Source organism: Corallococcus sp. CA049B (genome assembly GCF_003611685.1).
Classification (GTDB): Bacteria; Myxococcota; Myxococcia; order Myxococcales; family Myxococcaceae; genus Corallococcus; species Corallococcus coralloides.
This window is the reverse complement of sequence record NZ_RAWC01000002.1, coordinates 18,119-37,931: the sequence shown is the minus strand read 5'-3', so window position 1 is coordinate 37,931 and position 19,813 is coordinate 18,119. Positions and strand designations below refer to the sequence as shown.

19 protein-coding genes and 1 pseudogene are annotated in these 19,813 nt (G+C 69.1%); 4 read left to right on the top strand and 16 right to left on the bottom strand.

What is annotated here, in order from left to right; translation table 11 throughout:
• Positions 1-51 precede the first annotated feature (51 nt).
• Positions 52-3,978 carry a Dyp-type peroxidase gene (locus D7W82_RS00685; protein ID WP_120616448.1) on the bottom strand — a complete coding sequence of 1,309 codons (3,927 nt, stop codon included), beginning with the start codon at positions 3,976-3,978 and terminating at the stop codon, positions 52-54.
• Between the two features lie 622 nt (positions 3,979-4,600).
• On the opposite strand from D7W82_RS00685, the gene D7W82_RS00680 reads away from it, so the two are divergent.
• Positions 4,601-5,143: a DUF2378 family protein gene (locus D7W82_RS00680; protein WP_120616447.1), complete on the top strand. Its 543-nt coding sequence runs from the start codon at positions 4,601-4,603 to the stop codon at positions 5,141-5,143.
• Positions 5,144-5,231: 88 nt separating this feature from the next.
• Here the strand turns inward: D7W82_RS00680 and D7W82_RS00675 are convergent, their stop codons facing one another.
• Entirely contained in the window at positions 5,232-5,927 is a 696-nt protein-coding gene (locus tag D7W82_RS00675) for a pirin family protein (protein WP_120616446.1), read from the bottom strand.
• A 108-nt stretch (positions 5,928-6,035) separates the two neighbouring features.
• Positions 6,036-6,941, bottom strand: a complete 906-nt coding sequence (locus D7W82_RS00670) for a LysR family transcriptional regulator (protein WP_120616445.1) — start codon at positions 6,939-6,941, stop codon at positions 6,036-6,038.
• 151 nt (positions 6,942-7,092) lie between these two features.
• Here D7W82_RS00670 and D7W82_RS00665 point away from each other — a divergent pair, with 151 nt between their 5' ends.
• Positions 7,093-7,641 carry a YceI family protein gene (locus D7W82_RS00665; RefSeq protein WP_120616444.1) on the top strand — a complete coding sequence of 183 codons (549 nt, stop codon included), beginning with the start codon at positions 7,093-7,095 and terminating at the stop codon, positions 7,639-7,641.
• 11 nt (positions 7,642-7,652) lie between these two features.
• On the opposite strand, the gene D7W82_RS00660 is transcribed toward D7W82_RS00665, so the two are convergent.
• From D7W82_RS00660 to D7W82_RS00635, 6 genes are all read right to left on the bottom strand, one after another.
• On the bottom strand, positions 7,653-8,585 hold the full coding sequence (locus tag D7W82_RS00660) for a DUF4382 domain-containing protein (RefSeq protein WP_120616443.1): 933 nt from the start codon (positions 8,583-8,585) through the stop codon (positions 7,653-7,655).
• A gap of 75 nt (positions 8,586-8,660) precedes the next feature.
• Positions 8,661-9,158, bottom strand: a complete 498-nt coding sequence (locus D7W82_RS00655) for a hypothetical protein (protein WP_120616506.1) — start codon at positions 9,156-9,158, stop codon at positions 8,661-8,663.
• Between the two features lie 199 nt (positions 9,159-9,357).
• Positions 9,358-10,029: a hypothetical protein gene (locus D7W82_RS00650; protein ID WP_120616442.1), complete on the bottom strand. Its 672-nt coding sequence runs from the start codon at positions 10,027-10,029 to the stop codon at positions 9,358-9,360.
• Complete coding sequence (locus D7W82_RS00645; RefSeq protein ID WP_120616441.1) at positions 10,029-11,675, bottom strand: caspase family protein; 1,647 nt, start codon at positions 11,673-11,675, stop codon at positions 10,029-10,031. Before D7W82_RS00645 ends, D7W82_RS00650 begins: the two co-directional genes overlap by 1 nt.
• Entirely contained in the window at positions 11,672-12,457 is a 786-nt protein-coding gene (locus D7W82_RS00640; RefSeq protein WP_120616440.1) for a hypothetical protein, read from the bottom strand. The genes D7W82_RS00645 and D7W82_RS00640 overlap by 4 nt, the downstream gene beginning before the upstream one ends.
• Before the next feature lie 4 nt (positions 12,458-12,461).
• A complete protein-coding gene (locus tag D7W82_RS00635) occupies positions 12,462-13,037 on the bottom strand; it encodes an RNA polymerase sigma factor (protein ID WP_171422615.1) in 576 nt (191 codons plus the stop codon).
• A gap of 105 nt (positions 13,038-13,142) precedes the next feature.
• On the opposite strand from D7W82_RS00635, the gene D7W82_RS00630 reads away from it, so the two are divergent.
• Positions 13,143-13,388 (top strand): hypothetical protein, encoded by a 246-nt coding sequence (locus D7W82_RS00630; RefSeq protein ID WP_120616438.1) that lies wholly within the window; start codon positions 13,143-13,145, stop codon positions 13,386-13,388.
• An 18-nt stretch (positions 13,389-13,406) separates the two neighbouring features.
• On the opposite strand, the gene D7W82_RS00625 is transcribed toward D7W82_RS00630, so the two are convergent.
• Both D7W82_RS00625 and D7W82_RS00620 read right to left on the bottom strand, forming a co-directional pair.
• Positions 13,407-13,832: an OsmC family protein gene (locus D7W82_RS00625; RefSeq protein WP_120616437.1), complete on the bottom strand. Its 426-nt coding sequence runs from the start codon at positions 13,830-13,832 to the stop codon at positions 13,407-13,409.
• A gap of 177 nt (positions 13,833-14,009) precedes the next feature.
• Entirely contained in the window at positions 14,010-14,612 is a 603-nt protein-coding gene (locus D7W82_RS00620) for a class I SAM-dependent methyltransferase (RefSeq protein ID WP_233587209.1), read from the bottom strand.
• Positions 14,613-14,803: 191 nt separating this feature from the next.
• Here D7W82_RS00620 and D7W82_RS00615 point away from each other — a divergent pair, with 191 nt between their 5' ends.
• The gene (locus D7W82_RS00615) at positions 14,804-15,139 is read left to right on the top strand and encodes a hypothetical protein (RefSeq protein WP_147439169.1); all 336 of its coding nucleotides are present in this window, start codon (positions 14,804-14,806) and stop codon (positions 15,137-15,139) included.
• 11 nt (positions 15,140-15,150) lie between these two features.
• Here D7W82_RS00615 and D7W82_RS00610 read toward each other — a convergent pair.
• The 5 genes and pseudogenes from D7W82_RS00610 to D7W82_RS00590 form a co-directional block, all read right to left on the bottom strand.
• Positions 15,151-15,825, bottom strand: a pseudogene (locus D7W82_RS00610) (sorbosone dehydrogenase family protein); the annotation flags it as partial.
• Positions 15,826-15,849: 24 nt separating this feature from the next.
• Complete coding sequence (locus tag D7W82_RS00605; RefSeq protein WP_120616435.1) at positions 15,850-16,650, bottom strand: SRPBCC family protein; 801 nt, start codon at positions 16,648-16,650, stop codon at positions 15,850-15,852.
• Positions 16,651-16,781: 131 nt separating this feature from the next.
• A complete protein-coding gene (locus tag D7W82_RS00600) occupies positions 16,782-18,020 on the bottom strand; it encodes an FAD-dependent oxidoreductase (protein WP_120616434.1) in 1,239 nt (412 codons plus the stop codon).
• Positions 18,021-18,130: 110 nt separating this feature from the next.
• Entirely contained in the window at positions 18,131-18,886 is a 756-nt protein-coding gene (locus tag D7W82_RS00595; protein ID WP_120616504.1) for a DUF5953 family protein, read from the bottom strand.
• Positions 18,883-19,800, bottom strand: a complete 918-nt coding sequence (locus D7W82_RS00590; protein ID WP_120616433.1) for a DUF6310 domain-containing protein — start codon at positions 19,798-19,800, stop codon at positions 18,883-18,885. The genes D7W82_RS00595 and D7W82_RS00590 overlap by 4 nt, the downstream gene beginning before the upstream one ends.
• Positions 19,801-19,813 lie beyond the last annotated feature (13 nt).

Genomic DNA, 19,813 nt, shown 5'->3' with positions numbered 1-19,813 from the left:
GGGAGATTCGAATCTCCTCCGTGGGCTCTTGTTGTTTCAGCGGTCCGCGGCTCAGCGCTCCACGTCAGGCGTGCTGAGCGGCCGGCGCTGGTGCTGTTCCTGGTGGGCCGGGAACATGGAGACGAAGAACTCCGACCAGCCGCCCATGCGCACCCGGAGCACGTCGTACTTCTCCGGGTCCTTCGACGCGCGCTCGAAGGTCTCCGGGTTGGCGCAGGTGATGGTCAGGATGTTGGAGCCCTGGCCCTGGGCGAACGCGTGAAGCACGCGCTCCAGTGAGCCCACGGGGAAGTCCTCGCGGATGTTGAAGTCCGTGGGCGCTCCGCTCGTGAAGCCCTCGGCTCCCGCTCCGGTGTAGCCGGACAGCGCTCGCACGAAGCCCTCCTCCTGATGATCCACCGGCTGATCCGCGATGCTGGGCGACGGGCTCAGGTCCGAGGCCAGCGTCTCCCCGAGCCTCCGTCCATCCGCGGAGGCGCCGCAGGTCGCGCCGAACTCCACGTAGTTCTCGAAGGTGCCCGCGCCGGGCTGAACCTGGAAGCCGCCGAACGGCTTCTCCGGCGTCCCGAACTTCTTCGCCAGGTCCACCATCTTCTGGGCCGTGGGCTCGGCGGGCTCGGTGAAGACGCGCACCACCGTCTCCGCCACGCGCTGGATGAAGGCGTTGCCGAAGCGGTCCACCTCTTCGTTGCCGCGGCCGTAGCGCGGCTGGGCCAGCGCCACCTGGCGCAGGTCCCGGAAGCGCTGCGCCTTCGCCTCGATGCGCGCGGGGCCCGCGAAGGTGCTGATGAAGGGCTCGTTCATCTGGTGGCCCCAGTCGCACAGCAGCGCCTCCACCAGCTCCGGCAGGGACGTCACCGCCGTGTCCTGCTCGAACACCATCTTCCGGATGGCGTACAGCGAGTTGATGACCGTGGAGAGGGCCGTGATGCACGGGGCCACCATGTTGTAGCGGGCGCCGCCCCCGTAGAGGTCCAACCCCTTGTCGATGCAGTCGTCCACGAACACCGACAGCAACGGCGACGGGCACACGGCACTCATGCTGCCGAAGACGCCCACCATGCCGTCCGCCTGCTTCGCGTACATCCAGCTCAGGTGCTGGAAGAACAGGTCCTGGAGCTGCTCGAAGGACTGGATGGCCGAGGGCGGAGGCGACGTGAAGGACACGCGCTGGCCCCGGAAGTACATGGGGCCCGCCGTGCTCCAGCTCTTGCCCTGGTTGAGCGCGGCCTCCAGCGGTGACAGGGCCGTCATGCCGCCCAGCGTGAACCAGTTCTGCCCGACGATCTGCGGCTCGTAGCAGCCATCGCAGGCGTAGTCGCGCGCGGCCCGGAGCACCACCTCGCTGCTCCACGCGCTGCCTGCCTTCTGGGCCACCGGTGTGGCCACGGTGGGCTGCGTGCCCTGGCCCACGCCGTCACCGCTGTGCAGCAGCCCGGGGATTATCTTCTCGTCGCTGAGGAGGATGGGGTGGGCGCCTCCGCTGAGGATCGCCAGCGCCGCCTCGTGCAGGTACTCGGGCGGGATGTCCTTGCGCACGCGCAATGACAGGCACGGCGCGTTGAGCGGCAGCCGCCGGGCCGCGCGCAGGCAGAAGAGGGTGACGCGGTTGTACGCGGGCCGGCCCTCTCCGGGCGTCTCGTCCGCGATCGTCCCGCCCACGGTCACCTGCTGGATCCACTGGTTGTTCGCGGCGCCCTGCGGGTAGTTGCCGCTCATCCCGCCCATGGCCAGGTTTCCGAAGGGCTGGTGGTCCTCCACGAACTGGCGGTTGAGCAGGACCTTCTCCCCCAGCTTCACCCAGAAGCAGTCGATGATCTCCTGCGCCTGCTCATCGTCCAGCACGCCCGCCGCCACGTCGCGCTCGTAGAAGGGGAAGAGCATCTGATCCAGCCGGCCCACCGCCGTGGGCTCGCCAATCAGGTGCAGGCCCGCGTGCAGCGTGAAGAGCAGCTGGGTGGCCTCGAGCATCGTCTGGGGCCGCTCCGTGGCCAGCCGCTGCATCCGCTCCTGGATCTTCAGCAGGTTGTCGCGCTCGGCGTGCTGCCCCAGGGGAAGCTCCGCGGCCATCTTGCCCGCGAGCGCCGCGTAGGCCAGGCAGCTGTCGCGCACGCCCTCCAGGGACAGCACGACGCCTCGGTAGAACTGGCGCTTGCTCTCATCCTGGGTCGCGTCGTGCCGTGCCTGGACGTCCTCCATCAGCCCGCCCAGGCCCCGGTCCAGGGCGCGCTGGAAGCCCGGCACCAGGTGGCCCACGCCCGACGCGGAGCTCAGCCCCGCGAAGAAGTTGCCCAGTTCCTCGTCCTTGCGCGCGTAGTCAATGACATACCGCCCCTGACCGAGCCCCAGGTTGGGCAGGGCCCCGACAATGAGTTCCACCGGGTGGATGCGATATGTGTCCGCGCCGTTGTACCAGTTGCCCTGTGCGTCCTGACGGCGGCCCCGGAAGCCGTAGGCGTCGCTGGCGAAGACCTGTCCCAGGCTGACCTTGATGGCCCATCCCATGCGCTCCACGACGGAGAGACCCATCACCTCCCGGGCCTTCGCGGGGCCGTACTGGCGCGCCACGTAGGCGCACAGGTGCTCCAGTTCCTGCTGCGACCGGTTGACGTACCAGTTGTCCTGCCAGCGGGAGAAGGCATCCGACAGCAATTGCAGCACCCGGTTGGACGGAGGCTGGTGCGTCCGGCGCTTGTCTCCAGACATCGTCGCCATCTGGAACAGGTAGTTCTTGTGGTTGTAATGCATGTACCCGTTCGACGACGACACGTCGAAGTGCCGGTCCAGCCGGCTCCAGTCCACGCCGGGGAAGCGCTTCCAGTCCTGCTGCTCCGCGCTCTGGAGCTTCACTGGCTCCAGCCCCAGGTCCGCCTGGCTGGGGATGTAATAGAAGCCACCCAGGTTGGAGCGGACCTCGGAGAGCAGCCGGTCCCGCATGAAGCCGCGCTGGTCGCCAATCTGTTGGTTCATGACGGCTTCGAGCGCGCGGACGCTCCGGGCATAGCCCGCGAAGTAGATGCCCGCCTCGTCCCGGAGGCTGGCGCCCTTGGCGCGCAGTTCGTTGTTGTGGACCGTGTTCGCCTGCCCGAAGGGCAATCCCAGCCGGAGCACCTGCAGCGTGTTGCCCTGGGCGTCCTGCACCCGGGCGCTCTTGATGTGGCTGCGCTGGTCCTGGCTGGGGATGAGGATGTCCTCGGTGGTGCGTCCCACCAGGTCCTCGACCTGCTGGGGGCTCATGTCCAGCAGGTGCTCCCAGTTGATCTCGAAGCGCTGCGCGAGCACGAACGAGGCGCCCAGGTGCGCGGGGTCCTCGAACCCGACGAGGGTCTGCTCCTGGATGGAGACCGGGTCCGACGGGTTGTTGAGGTTCTCCGAGAAGCGGCAGCCCAGCACCTTGCCGCCGCGCTTGTCGGGACGTGTGGACTTGGTGGCCGCCTTCTGATGGTCACTCGGGCCGGAGCGCACGCAGCGCGCCTGGTCCTGCAGCCGCGCGCGGATGAACTCGAAGACCGCGTCACAGTAGGACTCCTCATCGGACTTGATGTGGAACCACAGGTCGCCCTGTGAGTCGACGAACGTCCCGTTCGAGCGGGGGAACACGTTGGAGCGCCAGTCCGGCGAGGACTCCTCCGGGAAGGCCAGCTTCATGCCTTCGGGAAGGTCCGTTCCGTCCTCGGCGCACCACTCCTGCCACAGCCGGAAGCCGACTCCGACGATAGCCGTGGTGTTGGCGCTCCCGTAGTGGGTGTGGATCTCCTCCCGGACGTCGCGCATCAGCGCCTGGAGGAGCGCCCGGGTCAGTGGCTCGCCGGTCCCGGCAGGCGTGCGCCAGAACGTGGCGAACACGGCGTAGGGGGAAGGGTAGACCAGGCCTCGCTGGACGAGCGACCAGAGTTCATGGCTGAGCTGGTTTCCCTTCTGCGTGGACAACGACTTCGCGGAATGGTGCTCGGCTGCAAGGACTGACGGCGTACGCATTCGGCGTCTCCAAGGTTGGGCGCGAGCAGGACTGTTTGTCCATGGCCCCCGGCGGGAGGGTCTACCAAATGCCGTCAATTCCTGTCATGTCACGGCGGGTCGAAGGCCGTTGTCAGGGAAAACCGCTAGCCCTTTCAGGCCAATGTGGTGGCCATTGACCCTGGGTGTGTCCACGAACACCGGGGAGGCTGTCGGTGGCGACGCCGGTCCATGGCCGCTTGGCACCAGGATCCGGCAATAGGCGAATTGGGCCCGGCCATCGTTGCGGAGTTCATCGAAATATAAGCATCCGGGTGCCACTGGTGCCGGATGTGTCCATTTTGGTTTGTGTGTTATTGGCGAAGGCCAATGTGCCGTATGGTTTCATGGATGACTAGGTGCCCCCGACTGGGGAGGTCGTTCATTTCGCCGTGTTCCACGTCTCCGTGGCGGGGCTCACCGGGGCTGCTCAGACCCGCCGAGTCATCAAGTTCGAGTAATCCATGATTAAGCATCGGAACCGGTCGTGAGACATCGGTAGAACGTCTCGTCCCGGCTGGGGGCTTCGGATTTGTCGGGGGGATGGGGTAGGCTTCTTTGCGACACGGCGGAATGGGACCGCCGGGCTGGGCCGGGGTGTTTCGTGGAAGAAGAGATCGTGTATCGCCACACGGTGGAGGGGGTGTTCCGCTCCATTGGTGACCGGCTCACTCTGGAGCTCCGGACGAAGCTGAAGGACGTGGGCCTGGACCTGGACGCTCAGTCTCCGCACCACACCCCTCGGAAGACCTTCGCGGAGGCCCTTCGCGTCACCGTCGAGCACCTGTACCCGCAGCTCGATGTGGGCGAGGGCTTCCGGCGCCTGGGCATCGGCATCATCCAGGGGATGGAGCAGACCGTGCTCGGTAAGTCGCTCGTGTCCATGTGGCCCATCTTCGGGCCGGAGCGCGTCGTGGTGCGCATCCAGGAGAGCTTCTCCACCGTCAACAACTACATGCGGTCGGAGCTGCTCACCCAGGGCCCCGGGCACCACATCATCCGCGTCAACGAGTGCAACGGGAACCCGGGCTACCTGCGCGGTCTCATCGAAGCGGGGCTGGCCAAGGCCGGCGCGAAGAACCTTCGCGTGGAGCCCTTCGACTTCGACGGCCACGCCTGCTCGTACCGCATCCGGTGGGGCGGCTGAGACTGAACCCCGGCCACCTGCATTCCTGGAAACGACAAGGCCCCCGGATCCTCTCAGAGATCCAGGGGCCTTCTTCGTGGCCGGCGCATCAGGCCAGGTCGAACAGCAGGGCCTCCAGCGGCTCGGAGGCGGTGAGCACGAGGCTCGACTCGTCGGACACGGCGACTCCGTCACCGGCCTTCAGGGCCACTCCGTTGAGCGTGCCGCTGCCGCGTGCAATCTGCACCCAGGCGTGACGCCCCTTGGGCAGCGTGTACTCCGCCTTCTCTCCCGGGCTCAGCAGCGTGCTGTTGAGCACCACGTCCTGGTGCACCGTGAGGCTGCCGTCTCGGGCGTCGGGGCTGGCCACCACGCGCCAGCGTCCCTGCCGGTCCTTCTCCGGGAAGAACTTCTGCTCATACTCGGGCTTCAGGCCCTTCTTCTCCGGGATGATCCAGATCTGCAGGAAGTGGACGTCCTCGTTGGAGCCGTTCATCTCGCTGTGCATCACGCCCGTGCCGGCCGTCATGCGTTGCACCTCACCGGCTCGCAGGAGCCCCTGGCCTCCCGTGCTGTCACGGTGCGCGATGGCGCCGCTCAGCGGGTAGGTGATGATCTCCATGTCCCGGTGCGGGTGCGTGTCGAAGCCCTCGCCGGCCTGCACGCGGTCCTCGTTGATGACGCGCAGGGAGCGGAAGCCCATGTTGTCGGGGTCGAAGTAGCTCGCGAACGAGAAGGTGTGATGCGAATCCAGCCAGCCGTGGTTGGCGTGACCGCGTGCTTCGGAAGGGCGAACGTTCATCATGGTGTGTGTTTCCTTTCGAGGCACAACATGCGCTCCGGAACGCCCCCTGGCCAGACGCGAACCTCGGGACACATCGTTCCATCCACGGAACGAAACGCCCGCACTGTCTCAGCGCTTCGCCCGCTTGCTCGTCCCCACGTTCGCGGGCCAGTGCTCGCGCAGGAAGTCCACGAAGGCCATCACCTTGGGCACGTGGTGGCGCGTGGGCGGGTAGACGGCGTGCACCGGCGCTCCCGTGGAGCTCCAGTCCGGCAGCACGCGCTGGAGCCGGCCCGTGCCCAGGTCCTCCATGCAGTTCAATCCGGGCAGCAACGCGATGCCAGAGCCCGACAGCGCAATCGCATGCAGCATGTCCGGCTCGTTCACCGCCAGCCTCCCGGCGACCTTGACCTCGACCGCACGCCCGGGCGCGTGCAGCGTCCAGACGTTGCCCTCCAGCGCCTTGCCGAAGAAGAGGCAGTCGTGCTTCGCCAGGTCCGAGGGCACACGCGGCGCGCCCCGCGCCTCCAGGTACTCGGGCGAGGCCACCACCACGCGCTCGATGTCCCCCAGCCTCCGCGCCATCAGCGATGAGTCCGGCAGCTTTCCGGCCCGCACCGCCAGGTCGAAGCCTTCCTCCATCAGGTCCACCGCGCGGTCCGTGCAGAGCAGCTCCAGCTGCACCTCCGGGTACTGCTCCATGAAGCGCGCCACCAGCGGCGCCAGGAAGTTGACCGACAGGGGCGTCGTCACGCGCAGGAGCCCGTGTGGGCCCGCTTGAAGCCGCGTCACCGCCAGCTCCGCGGCCTCCGCTTCCGCGACGATGCGCTCACAGTGCGCGTAGTACGCGCGGCCCACCTCCGTCAGGTGCAGCGTGCGCGTGGTGCGCTGAAGCAGCTGCGCTCCCACTCGCTCCTCCAGCTCGGACACCTTGCGGCTCACGGTGGACTTGGGCATGCGCAGCGCCTTCGCCGCCGCCGTGAAGCTGCCCGCTTGCACCACCCGGGCGAAGACGAGGAGTTCGTTGAGGTCCATGGCCCTTCCCTCGTGCAGGCGCAGGACTGTTCCAGCCGTGGAACAGTGCATCCTGTTCGTCCCGTCTAATCCGGAACGTGGGGGGCCGCTACCTTACGCCTCGTTGAAACACACCGCCGCCAACGCGGCGCTCACGACGAGGAAGACGACCATGGCCACCACCTCCTGGAACATCGACACCACGCACACCGGCATCCACTTCAGCGTCCGCCACATGGTCGTGGCGAAGGTGCGCGGCAGCTTCACGAAGTTCGGCGGCACCATTACCCTGGATGACGCGAACCCCACGGCGTCGGCCGTCACCGTCTCCATCGAGGCGGCGAGCATCAGCACCGGCGTCGACCAGCGCGACAACCACCTGCGCTCGCCGGACTTCTTCGACGTGGAGAAGTTCCCGGCCATCACCTTCCAGAGCACGAAGGTGGAGCCCTCCGGCAAGCACCTGAAGGTGACGGGCCAGCTGTCCATTCGCGGCATCAGCCGCGAGGTCGTCCTGGAGGCCGAGCAGCTGGGCATCGCCAAGGACCCCTGGGGCAACACCAAGGCCGCGTTCGAGGCCAAGACGTCCATCAACCGCAGCGACTTCGGCCTGACGTGGAACCAGGCCCTGGAGGCGGGCGGCGTGCTGGTGGGCGAGAAGATCGAAATCGCCCTCGAGGTCCAGGCCGCCCAGGCGCAGCCGGGCGAGAAGGCGGCCTGAACCCCGGAGTGCTACTCGACGACGTCGAAGGACGTCAGGACGAAGTCCACGTTGGACTCCGCGCCTGAGCCGACCGTGGCGGTCGCCGGGCGCGTGATGTCCGTGCTGAAGGTCACGCCCTCCGGCCCCACCAGGTCCACCTGGTAGGTGCCGGGCAACAGGTACTTGAAGTCCGCCACGTAGGTGGTGGCCGTGCTGGCGCTGAAGGCCAGCGTCTCGCGGCTGCCGTCGGCGTTGATGAGCACCGCGGAGAAGCTGCCCAGCTGCGTGATGCCCAGGGGCACGGACACGCTGCCCGCCTCCAGCGTCACCTCCACGTTGCCGGAGAACTCCAGGTCCGCGCCCTTGATGACGGGACGCATGACCCACTTGCCGGAGTTGCCGGCCTCCTTGCCGAAGCTCTGCGCCACGTCGAAGTCCACCAGGATGACCTTCTGGTCGTCATCGCTGGTGATGGTGACGTCCGCGTCCTTGTCGAACTTCACCTTGAGGCCGGAGCTGCTGGCGCTCGGCATGTGCAGGTCGCCGTCCACCTGGGCCCCCTCGGGCAGGCCCTCGTAGTTGGCGGAGGTGGCGAAGATGCGGCTGGTGCCGTCCTGCTTCACCTGGATGTAGCCGCCGGTGATGACGAAGCGCAGCTCCTTGTACGTGCCCGCCGGCACCTCCGCGTCCTTCACCAGGTCCGCGGTGTCGTTGGCCAGCGTGAGCAGGTCGGTGGTGACAGGCTCGCTCAGGAGCACCACGTCTCCCTTGCCGTCCTTGTCTCCGTCCACGCTGCCCTTCAGGTAGACCTTCGAGATGGTCACGACGGCCTTCTCGATGCCGTCGCCGGGGGCGTCCGTCAGCTTCAGGGTGACGCGGGCGTTGCTGTCGCCGCAGGCCGCGAGGAACAGGAGTCCCGTGGCCAGGAGCAGGTTTGAAGTCAGGTGTCGCAGGGTCTTCATGGGTCAGCCTTTGTTGGATTCAGGGAAGAACGCGGGAGGAGACCCTCCCGCGTCCGGACCGGCCACGACGTTGGCTCAGCCGATGGCCGGCCAGCAGCGGCCTTCCTGGCACGACAGCGAATCGCAGCAGGTGTCATCACCCTCGACGGAGCACTCATTGCCTTCGGGGATGCACTGGGGACCGGCGTCGACGTCGCCGCCCGAGCCGCCGTCCGTCGTGCCCGCGTCGGGCTCGCTGGTGCCACCATCCGTGGGCGTTTCGCCTTCGTCGTCGCACGGGCCCACCGTGTCGCCATGGCGCAGGTGCGCGGCCACCGCGGGCAGGCCCACCGTGATGGAGTGCGCGTTGGCGGGATTGCCGGGCGGAATGTGGCAGAGCGTGACGCGGCCCAGGTCACCGGGAGCGGTGCCGCCATCCGCGGCGGGCGCTTCTCCGGCGGCGCCGCCCAGGTTGTCATCGCCCGTGACGAGCGACGGATCCTCCGACTCCGTGGGGCCTCCGCAGCCCAGGGACAGCATCGTCGCGCACAACACCAGCCATGCCGCGGAAGAGCGAGCGGTCGGGATACGCATGGTCATCCTCCTGTGTGACGAGGCGGTGGGGGGCCGCTCGGGGAGCGGAGTGCCTCGTTGTCAGGAAGACCCGGGTGCTCGCGAGGTGGCCACAACTCCAGACGGGCCGCGAAGTGTGAGGCGACGGACGGTCTGGATATGTGTGGCTTTGCGGAAAGCTCTCTTCACAGCGGAAGCCGTCGCGAACCGGCGACGACTTTCAATGGCTGTCTTCAGGGCTCTTCACGCCGCGGCCCTCCATCGCGGAACGGCCGTCACCGCCACAGCCCGTCAACGCGCAGCGCTCCTCGGCGGAGGAGCCGTCGGGGACGAGCTCCACGTTCAGCACCGTCTGCTTGCCCGCGTCCACGCAGTCCTGCACGGACGTGGAGATGAAGCCGCGCGCGGAGAAGCTGAGGCCGTAGCAGCCCGTTGGCAGCGGCCCCACGTGCCGGGGGGCATTGTCATCGAGCCCGGACGCTTCGATGGGGGTGCCCTCCACGGTCACGGTCGCCTCCGCCACCCTCCGGTTGCCCCGGGCGTGGAGCTTCACGAAGAAGGTGCCGCCAGCGCGCGGCGAGACGTCCGCGACGTCCACGGACTGGCCGCCCTGCACGGTGAGCGGCACGCGCGCGGCCTTGTCCGAGGTGGCCAGGACGAAGAGCTCCGCCGGACCCGCGGGCACGTCCTCCAGCGTGAAGCGGCCCTGCACGTCCACGCCGCTGCGCACGCCGGGCGCGCCCAGCACGGTCACCAGCGCGACGGCGGGGTCGAACTCCGTGAGCCGGCCGCGCACGGTGCCCGCGCGGAATGGCTCGTTGTCCAGGCTTCCGCACGCGCCCAGGCCCAGGCCGAGCGACGACAGCGTCAGGATCAGGCATTGGCGGCGCATCAGAAGCGGTACCCCACGCCGGCGTTTCCGCCGATGAAGCCCACGGCCTGTCCCTGCCCGTCCACCACCACGTACGTCAGCATCCCGTGGCCCTGGGCGGTGAGCTCCAACCGCTCCCCCAGGCGCAACGCCAGTCCACCCACCACACCGGGGCTGACGGTGAAGTAGCGCTGGCCTCCCGAATAGGCCTCCACGTCGAAAGACCTGCCCAGGTACAGCGCGGCCACACGCGGGCCCGCGAACAGCGTCAGCCGCTCCCAGCGCCACAGGTACGGCACCGCCGCGCCAAGCGTGAACGTGGTGTAGCCGAAGGGCACCTCGCTGCCGGGCGCCACCTGGAGCTTCTGGCGCCCACGCCCCAGCCCCAGGTCCAGCATCAGGCCCAGGTCCTGGAGCGGCAGGTCCTCCAGCCGCAGCACCACGCCCACCTGGGGCGAGGCGGGCAACAGCTCGCGCCGGCTCCTGCCGTCCGCGAAGGACATCATCCCGCCCACGAGCGACAGCGCGCGGCGCGGGATGGCGTCCGACAGCAGGCGCTCCAGCGGCAGGCGCTCGCCCCGGGCCACGTCCACTTCACGCCGCACGAGGACGGCGTCGCCCTTGGTGAGCTCCACCGTGCGCCGGCCCGGGCCCACCGCGGCGCCTCCCGGCAGCTCCAGGCGCGGCTCTCCGTCCACCTTGAGCAGGAAGCCATCCAGGCGCGGGTTGTAGGAGAAGAGCTCCGGCTGGCCCGTGCGGTCGATGCGGCCGGCGAGGATGACCGGATCCGCGCCCACCTCCATGATTTCCGCGGACGGCCGCTGGCGTCCCTCCGTGAAGGTGAAGGTGCGGCGGCGCGAGTAGTCGTGCGCCTCCGTGGCCGTGACGGCGCCGTCCGCGTTGCGGTCCGCCGCTCCTCCCAGTCCCTCGATGAGGAAGTACGTGTAGATGTCGTTGCGCAGGCCCTCGTCCTCGCGCGCCGTCTCGCCCCAGTCGCTGGCGGCGAACACCATGGAGGCCCGGGACGACTCCTCCAGGGGCCTCGCGTAGAAGCCGGACTTGATGCCCGCGAGCTCCACCTCCAGCTCGAGGGGCAAGAGCGACTTGCCGCTGCCGCTGTGGCAGGTGGCCAGCACCAGCAGCCGCCGCCGGCTGGGCAGCTGTTCGAACTCCGCCTTCAGCGCGTCCATGGAGAGCGCCGTCTGCGGGATGGCGCGGTAGGACGCGTCTCGCGTGACGAGGTAGCGCGTGAGCTCCCCGCGGCCGTCGCGCGCGAGCGTGCCGTGCGCGGACAGGTACACCATCACCACGTCGTCGGGCCGGGTGGCTTCACGCCGCAGCTGCCGCAGCGCCGCGAGGATGGCGTCGCGGGTCGTCTCCTCCGGGCGCGTGAGGACGCGCACCTGGTCGAAGTGTCCCCGCGCGGGGTCCTTCAGCGCCGCGGCCAGGTCGCTGGCGTCCTTGGAAGAGAAGCGCAGGGCTCGCCACTGCGGATCATCGAAGGACGACACGCCCACGAGCAGCGCGAGCCGCCGGGGGGTGTACGCACGCGACAGGTCCGCGGCGTCGAGCCGCAGCGGCACGAGCCCGCCCTTGTCTCCGGCCGTGGCGGACGGGCCCGCGCAGGCGCAGAGGAGGACGAGCAGCAGGGGAAGGAGGCGCCTCACGGGGCCAGAGTCTGACCGGATTGGACCCGCACGTCGAACCTCACCACGGTCCCCGGGCGTGCCTCCGGGCTTCCGTCCGCGGCGAGCGCGGCGAGTGCGTCCTGCTCCGAGGCGGGCTCACCGGGAGCGAAGGCCACCAGCGCCAGCGACAGCAGGCCCTGGTCCGACTCCAGGCTCACGCCCGCGAGGCCGTCCGGGCCCTCCAGGTCGTGGGTCCCCGCGGTCAGGGGGAAGCGGCCAAGCAGCTCCGGCCCCTGCTGCTCCTGCTGCTGGTAGAGCAGCGCGGTGCCGGACTCCGTGGCGTGGTAGCGCAGGAGCAGCACCTCGTCGCGGGTGACGTCCGCCCCGGAGTCCAGCCGGCGCAGGACGCCGTCGGTGCTCCGCGCGACCACGGCCAGCTCCAGGGAGATCCGGCCCGTGCCCTTCTCACCGGTCCACCCGTTGGCACCGTTCGCGGGCCCCTTCACCAGCGGCACCAGCACCACCATCAGCACGGAGGCCGCGATGGCGCCGGCCATCCATCCCAGGTACCGGACTGGCGGCGGGGCGAAGCGGCGGGCGCGGGGCGGGGCGCGCAGCGGGATGACTTCCGCTTCGGTCTTCCTCTCGGGCGCCAGCGCCAGGAGCAGCGCGTCCGTCTGCCCGTCGAGCGGATCCGCGTGTGTGGCGAGGAACGCCTCACAGACCTCGCAGGGCGAGGCCAGGTGCTCGCGGAACCAGGCGACGGCGGCGGGGTCGCGCCCGGCGAGCTCGGCCATCGCGGTGGCATCCAGGTGTCTCATGGCTTCAATCCCACCGTCCGGCGAGCACCCGTAGGAGGAGCTCGCGCTTGATGCGCCCGCGAAACCGCTCCAGCCGCATGGTGACCGTGCTCTTTCCCACGCCGAGCTGCTCGGCGATCTCTCGCGCGGAGAGCTGACCTTCGATGTAGAAGAGCTGCACGGTCTTCTTCTCCTCGCCTTCGGGCAGCTCCGCGATGAGCTGCCGCACCACCTGGATGTCCCGCTCCACCTGGAGCGTGGGTGGCAGGGCAGGGACCGTCTCCGGCGTCGGGTCCGTCAGCTCCTCCTCCATCCGCTGGAGCAGGCTGCGGCGCTCCAGCCGCGTGCGCGCCCGGTTGCGCGCGATGGTCAACAACCACGGGGTGAAGGCCCCCGCCGACTTCAGCTGGGCCAACCCCCGGAACGCCCGCACGTAGGACTCCTGTAGGACGTCCTCCGCCTCGTCGGGATCCAATGTGCCGAAACCCGCGACCAGCCGGGCCACCAAGGGGCGGGTGCGACGGTAGAGCTCGCTGAAGGCGGACGACTCCCCCCTCGTCGCGCGCCGAACCGCGTCCGTGACATCGTCCGTCTCACCCACCTGCGCAGAAGACCTCCTGGTGGGCGAATCGGCCACGGTCCGGGATTCTTCCACGGCTTTCGCGGCGGGTGTGAAGCCTTCACCGTCCAACAGGAAGGGTGGCACATGCGGCGGAAATGGATGATGGCACTGGCCGCGGCGGGAGGGCTCCTGGCGGCCTGCGGCCCCGCGGAGGCCCCCCCGGCGGAGGACCCTCCGTTCGAAGCGAAGGATCCGGCCGGGGAGGAGCCTGGCGCGGCGGAGCATGAGCTCACGCCGTGCCTGAGCCAGTGCTACGCGACCTGCGTGGGCAACACGCCCGAGGTCGTCGCGTGCCGGCAGGACTGCCGTGACGCGTGTGCCGGCGGCTGAAGGCCGGCGCGAGGCCCGTCAGGTCGCGAGCTTCGCCTTCAGCGTGATGTTCACGCCCCCGAGCGCCTTGGAGACGGGGCAGCCCTTCTTGGTCTCCTCGGCGATCTTCTGGAACTGGGCGTCGTTGGCGCCGGGGATGGTGGCCTCGGTGGTGAGGTCGATGGTGGTGATGGCGAAGCCGTCACCCTGCTTGTCCAGGTGCACGTCCGCGTTCGTCTGGATGCGCGTGGGCTTCAGGCCCGCCTTCTCCAGCCCCACCGACAAGGCCATGGAGAAGCACCCGGAGAGCGCCGCGCCGATGAGCTCCTCCGGGTTGCTGCCCTGCTGACCCTCGAAGCGGGTGCCGAGCGAGAAGGGGACCTCCGCGGCGTGACCGGGCTTCATCGAGCCCTTGCCGTCCTTGAACCCGCCGTTCCACTGCGCACTGCCCTTGCTGATACCCATGGCGTCCTGTCTCCCCATGCGCGGCGCGGCACCGTGCCGCGTCCGTTTGCGTTCGCGCGGCGGAAGGGTAGGGCGCTCACCGGAGCGCGGCGGTCCTGTTGGCGGACAGGGGCCGGGTTCTGCCGGGGAGTGGACGCTCGCGCGCGCGAAGGCCTGGGTTCTGGACGGTTGAGGGCGTCAGGGGCTCACGACGGGCCGCAGGAAGAGCAGGTAGTGGTCCGGCAGGTCGCTGTACTCGGAGGCGATGGCGTAGCCCGCTGACTGCGCGGCGGCGACGAGCGGGGGACGCATGGCCCTGAGGTGCGTCACCGCGATGCGGCCCTGGGGCGTGAGCGCGGGACGCAGCCGGGTGAGGTAGTCCACCCGGTCCCCGAAGAAGTGATCCACCTCCGAGAGGAGGATCAAATCGTACGCGCCTGCTTCGAGCCCCGGCGCGTCCGGGGCCACCTTCCGCACCTCGATGTTCTTGCGTCCGAGGACCCGCGCGCGCAGCCGCTGGATGGCCTGGTCGTTGATGTCGGTGGCGACCACCTGGCCAGTAGGGCCCACCGCCTCCGCGAGCCGCTGCGTGAAGTACCCCAGCCCCGCACCGACGTCCGCGACCCGCTGTCCCGGAGCAAGCCCCAGCGCGGCCACGAACCGGGCGGGCTGCCGGGCGCGGTCATACGCGGCATTCTCGCCTTCGACACCCCCGACGCCATGGAGCTCCATGGTCGGCTCCGGCGCGGGCGGTGCTTCGGCCTTGTTCTCGGAGCGGCAGGCTCCGGCCGTCGTGACCATGGCGAGACATAGACTCCACCGCGCCAGGAAAGGGAACACCGCCAACGGACGGAAGAGAGTCATTGCGAGCACCAGGGCAGTAAAGGAACAGCGGGGGTCAAAGTCAAACGTCCCGGTTGCGCAGGATATCGCTTTCTGCCGGACTGCGGGGACGCGAGGCATCTCCGCCTCCGTCCGCTGGAGCCTCCTGCATGCGAAACATGATCCGTGGTTTGTTCTTGGCGACCTTCTCCGTGGGCCTCCTCTCCGCCTGTGGGCCAGCGTCGGAGCAGGATGCGTCGCCGTCCACCGGTGAGGCGGCGCAGGTGGAGCAGGGCATCGGCAGGACGCCCGACTGTGCCATGGGCGAATACGTGGCGGATCAGGTCATCTGGTCGGAGACCTGCGGCGCGTGTCGCGAGGTGGGCGGTGACGGCAGCTGGCCGAATGGTTCCTACGGCCGGAGCGGCACGCTCTACCAGACGTGCTGCGGCGACAACGGCTGCGGTCAGTGGCAGGTCATCCGGCCGGTCTGCATGGGCTGCTAGTCATTGCCTCTTCAGCGCTTCGCGGCCACCTTCCACAGCGTGTTGCTGGCGTCATCCGCGACCAGCAACGCGCCGTCCGGCAGCACCGTGACGCCCACCGGCCGGCCATGCACCCGGGCCTGGTCCTTGTCGGCGATGAAGCCCGTGAGGAAGTCCTCCGGCGGGCCGGACGGCTTCCCGTCCTTGAACGGCACGAACACGACCTTGTAGCCGGACAGCTCCGCGCGGTTCCATGAGCCGTGCTGCCCGATGAACGCTCCGCCCCGGTACTTCTCCGGGAACGCCTGGGCCTCGTAGAACGCCAGTCCCAGCGACGCGGTGTGGGAGCCCAGGGGCACGTCCGGCACCAGCGTCTTCGCCACCAGGTCCGGCCGCTGTCCCGCCATGCGCGGATCCTCATTCGCTCCGAAGTACGCGTAGGGCCAGCCGTAGAACCCGCCGTCCTCCACGTGCGTGAGGTAGTCCGGCACCAGGTCCTCGCCCAGGTCGTCGCGCTCGTTCACCGCCGTCCACAGCGTGCGCGTGCCCGGGGCCCAGCCCATGCCCACGGGGTTGCGCAGGCCGTCCGCGTAGATGCGCTCGCCCGAGCCGTCCGGGTTGATCTCCAGGATGTTGGCGCGGCGCTCCTCTTCCTTCAGGCCGTGCTCGGCCACGTTGCTCGCGGAGCCCACGGACACGTTGAGTCGTGGGAGGGGCAGGACGCCCGCGGCTCAAGAAGTGAACACGTTCCGCACGTAGCCATCCACCTTCTGCTTGATGAGCTCGTAGCCCTTCGGCGCGTCCTCCTTGGGAATCTCTCCGGTCTCCGCCAGGCTCTTGAAGCGGCGCAGCGTCTTCGCCACCTGCATGGCGGGGAGGCCGCGCATCCGCTGCGCCAGCGCCTCGGCCAGCGCGCCGCCCGGGGGGAGGAAGGCCAGGTGCAACGTCACCTCCGTGCCCTCGTTCGCCGGAGCGGGCCGGAAGCGCACCCATCCGCGCGTCTTCATGGGGCTGTCCTCCGTGGACTCCCAGCCGTGGAACTCCGGCGGGCGTTCCTCCACGAGGTGTGAATCCCAGCTCACGTCTCGCCCCAGGGGGCCGTGGATCCGCCAGTGCTGGCCGCCGCCGGTTGTGGGCGTAACGTCCGCGAAGTGCTCCACCAGGCGGCTCAGCGTGGAGGGCTCGCGCCACAGGCGGTAGAGCTCCTCGATCGGACGTCCCACCGTGAGGGTGTGCTCCACCTCGATGAGCTGTCCGTGGCGGGCCTCCTCGCCTGTCAATGCGCGGCGGGCCGACCGGGCGACCGCGGACAGCGCACGCCGCTGGGATTGCAGGCCCTGGTAGAGCAGGGCGCCGCCGGCCAGGGCCACCGCCGTGCCCCCAGGCGAGCGGCGTTTCAGCCCCACGGACATCATCGTTCCCGCGACCACCACCGCGGCGGTGAGCTTCCATTGGCTCGCGCGGAGCTCCTCACGGGCCTCGGTTGTCTGGGAGCGGATTTCTTGAAGGGCCGTCGTTCGTGAACTCGCCATGGTTCCTCCTGGCCTGACGCGCAGGAGGGTGATGCATGGGCGTCAGGCACTCCCCGCGAAGCTTTGGGCCGGGATGCGCCGGGACAACCGTGACTGGAGCCGGGGCGGAGGAACCGGCGCTCCGGCGGTCCTCAGTTCAGGGGTGAAGCGGCCGGCGTGTGGATGTGCTCGGGGCGAACGCCCAGGCCTATCAGGCGCGCGGGGATGCGGCGCAGCGCGGGGAAGCGCTTCACCAGGCGGAGGCTCAGGGGCAGCCGGCCGTTGCTGAAAGCGCGCTTCCGGAGCGCTGGGTCCACCACGCGGTTCTGGATGAGCACCTGCGCTCGTTGGGTGAAGCGGGTGGGGAGCTCGCGGCGCTGCTGGACGCGGCGCAGGTCCTGGGTCGTGACGTGCCGGGCGAGCAGGGGACCCGCGAGCAGGTTGGCGGTGGCCACGGCATCCTGCACCGCCAGGTTGATGCCCACGCCGCCCACGGGCGACATCGCGTGCGCCGCATCGCCGATGCACAGCAGGCCGGGCTGATGCCAGGTGCGCAGCCGATCCACGCGCACGGTCAGCAACTTCACGTCGTCCCAGCTTCGGAGCTCACCGGCGCGGTCGGCGAGGAACGGCGCCTGCTTCACGAGCTCGGTTCGGAAGGACTCCAGGCCGCGTGCCTGGACGGACGCGATGCCTCCCTTGGGGATGACCCGGCCGCACTGCCACTGGTCGCCCCGGTTGATGAGGAGGAAGAGTGCTCCGCGCTCGAAGTGGCCCAGGGGCGGGCTGGGATCATCGGGCCTGCGCGTCACGCGGAACCAGAGCACGTCCATGGGGGCGCCCAGGTTCTGGACCTCCAGGCCGGACTGCCGACGCAGCGTGGACTTCCGGCCGTCCGCCGCCACCACCAGCGATGCGCGCACCTCCAGTGGGCCTTCAGGCGTCCGCGCGAGGACTCCGATGACCTGCCCATGGTCGCGCACGAGGTCCGTCACCTCCGTGCGGCGAAGCAGCTGGAAGGTCGGGTACATGGCGGCCTTGCGCGCGAGGAAGTCGAGCAGGTCCCACTGCGGCATGAAGGCCAGGTAGCGCGCGTGCGTGGGGAGGTGGCGGAAGTCCCCCACGGTGACTTCGTGCTCGCCGACCTGGAAGCGTAGGTCGAGGAGCTTCGAGTGGGGCAGGGCGAGCAGTTCGTCCAGCCAGCCCAGCTCGTGCATCAGCTCCAGCGTGGACGGGTGGAGCGTGTCGCCCCGGAAGTCGCGGAGGAAGTCCGCGTGCTTCTCCAGCACCTTCACCCCCACGCCGGCCCGGGCGAGGAGCAACCCGAGCATCATTCCCGCCGGACCTCCACCCGCGATGCAGCACTGTGTGGTGAGCATGGGGTCGGCCATGGTGGAGCCTCCTCGGACGAAGGATCCGTCCCACCATGGGGCGCGGCATCTGGAGTCGCGGCCGATGCGGCGTGCGGTGTCCGACTCATCCAGAGCCCTTGGCGCCCGGGTCAAGGCGCCGCGCGCCCGCCGATCTCAGGGAAGCGCTCGTAGGCCCGCTTGAGCGCTTCCAGGTGGGCAGGGTCGTCCAGGTCGAGGGGCGCCTCTGTCAGTTGCACGATCCACCCGCCCGTCGCCGTGCGCCGCGACCGTGAGAGCAATTCGGTGTCGCGCGCAGGGTCCGGGAACCCGATGGCTTTTGCGGAAGCGGGCGACCAGTAGTTCAGCCACCCGAGGTAGTAGGGAATCTCAGGCGAGCGGATGTGCTCGAAGAGCTTCAGGGCCGGCAGCCCCCGAGGGGGCGCCGGCGGTCCTTCCCGCGTGGGGGCGATCTGATAAGCGATGTCCAGCGCAGCGTCGTCTGGCGCCGCACGCCCCCAGAATGCGCGTGCGCCCTCCGACACGGCTTCAAGCATATCCGCCGCTGCTGCGCTCACGGTCGCGTCCTGCGGTAGCTTCGCATTTATTTGTAACTGCGGTTGGCGGCCAGCGCTTGCACTGGCAATGCGGTGCATCCCGGAAATGGTCACGGGGTAGCTCTCGTCGCCGTTGCATAGCAGCGGCAGCTTTCCGCGTGTCGCTGCCTCAGCGAGCCAGGCCTCGCGTTGCGGTAGCGGGATGGGGCGGCCTTCTTTGTCGACCTCCCACTCCAGGCGCAAGCCGGGTAGCGCCAGTTCCATGCCGCGGACGATAGCGAGTGGACGGCCGTCGCGCCTCGCGAGTGGAGGGGCGTAGACGGTCAATTCGAGGCGCTTTCGCGTGGTCATCGTTTGCACCCCGTGACAACAACGTTGAGGCGTGGATCCTGTAGAACCAGCGCTGCTTTGTGTGCAGCACTGCTCACTCCCACGATGAAGTCATACCCGCATGCCTCCGCGATGGCTCGGTCCTTCTGAAGCTCTTCCACTTGTTCTTCAATCACCCGATCCCGCAGAAAGTCACTGTACGTGTCGAATTGGTGGGTCTTGATCTCCCAAAGCACCCGAACGCCGATTTGCAGCGCATCAAAGCGCTTGCCGTTCACGAGCACGTCGTGACCGGGATATCGGTTGGGCGGAAACGTGTCGGCGCATTCGTTGTGCGCGTCGTCCTCGCCCGCATGTGGCACCGGAACAGGCTCGCAGCTGGCGCGTCCAGTCCGGTCCACGGGCACTGGGGGCACCGGGGGCTGTCTGCCCTGGCCTGCTGGCTCCGGTTCCAGCTCGGGCTTGCGCTTCGCTACGGTTTCCCGAGGCGCCGCCTTCGCTCCTCGCGCGGTTCCTGCTTCCTCGGGATAGAGGTGGCGGAGTTCATACGCATCCAGTGCCTCCGTGATGGCGACGGCGACCACCACCACGCCCAGGACGATGACGGCTCCCACTGCGATTTCAGGGGCCGCCAGCACGCAGAACCCGAGCCCCATGGCAGCGGCGCCAGTGGACGCGATCGCGCACCTTCCCGTGGTGTCATGGAACTCGACCCGGTCGTGGTCGAGCGCCGGATAGCACCTCTCCACCAGCTCGGGCCAGGGCTGGGACGCTTCGCGAACGACGCACCGCCCATCGTCCCTCCAGGGCAGCGCCGCCGCTCGCTGGAGGTTGGCAATCCGCCGGTCGCGGGCGGCAGGCTCCTTCGTGATGGGCTCCGTCGCCGCACAGCCCGAAAGGAACAGCAGGATTGCGATGCACGCGCGGAAACGCATGGCCAAGGCCTCT

What these genes read in the sequence shown, in the direction of transcription:
- D7W82_RS00685 (WP_120616448.1), bottom strand. Translation starts at nt 3,978, where the DNA reads ATGCGTACGCCGTCAGTCCTTGCAGCCGAGCACCATTCCGCGAAGTCG.
- D7W82_RS00675 (WP_120616446.1), bottom strand. Translation starts at nt 5,927, where the DNA reads ATGATGAACGTTCGCCCTTCCGAAGCACGCGGTCACGCCAACCACGGC.
- D7W82_RS00670 (WP_120616445.1), bottom strand. Translation starts at nt 6,941, where the DNA reads ATGGACCTCAACGAACTCCTCGTCTTCGCCCGGGTGGTGCAAGCGGGC.
- D7W82_RS00665 (WP_120616444.1), top strand. Translation starts at nt 7,093, where the DNA reads ATGGCCACCACCTCCTGGAACATCGACACCACGCACACCGGCATCCAC.
- D7W82_RS00660 (WP_120616443.1), bottom strand. Translation starts at nt 8,585, where the DNA reads ATGAAGACCCTGCGACACCTGACTTCAAACCTGCTCCTGGCCACGGGA.
- D7W82_RS00655 (WP_120616506.1), bottom strand. Translation starts at nt 9,158, where the DNA reads ATGCGTATCCCGACCGCTCGCTCTTCCGCGGCATGGCTGGTGTTGTGC.
- D7W82_RS00650 (WP_120616442.1), bottom strand. Translation starts at nt 10,029, where the DNA reads ATGCGCCGCCAATGCCTGATCCTGACGCTGTCGTCGCTCGGCCTGGGC.
- D7W82_RS00640 (WP_120616440.1), bottom strand. Translation starts at nt 12,457, where the DNA reads ATGAGACACCTGGATGCCACCGCGATGGCCGAGCTCGCCGGGCGCGAC.
- D7W82_RS00630 (WP_120616438.1), top strand. Translation starts at nt 13,143, where the DNA reads ATGCGGCGGAAATGGATGATGGCACTGGCCGCGGCGGGAGGGCTCCTG.
- D7W82_RS00625 (WP_120616437.1), bottom strand. Translation starts at nt 13,832, where the DNA reads ATGGGTATCAGCAAGGGCAGTGCGCAGTGGAACGGCGGGTTCAAGGAC.
- D7W82_RS00620 (WP_233587209.1), bottom strand. Translation starts at nt 14,612, where the DNA reads ATGGTCACGACGGCCGGAGCCTGCCGCTCCGAGAACAAGGCCGAAGCA.
- D7W82_RS00615 (WP_147439169.1), top strand. Translation starts at nt 14,804, where the DNA reads ATGCGAAACATGATCCGTGGTTTGTTCTTGGCGACCTTCTCCGTGGGC.
- D7W82_RS00605 (WP_120616435.1), bottom strand. Translation starts at nt 16,650, where the DNA reads ATGGCGAGTTCACGAACGACGGCCCTTCAAGAAATCCGCTCCCAGACA.
- D7W82_RS00600 (WP_120616434.1), bottom strand. Translation starts at nt 18,020, where the DNA reads ATGGCCGACCCCATGCTCACCACACAGTGCTGCATCGCGGGTGGAGGT.
- D7W82_RS00595 (WP_120616504.1), bottom strand. Translation starts at nt 18,886, where the DNA reads ATGACCACGCGAAAGCGCCTCGAATTGACCGTCTACGCCCCTCCACTC.
- D7W82_RS00590 (WP_120616433.1), bottom strand. Translation starts at nt 19,800, where the DNA reads ATGCGTTTCCGCGCGTGCATCGCAATCCTGCTGTTCCTTTCGGGCTGT.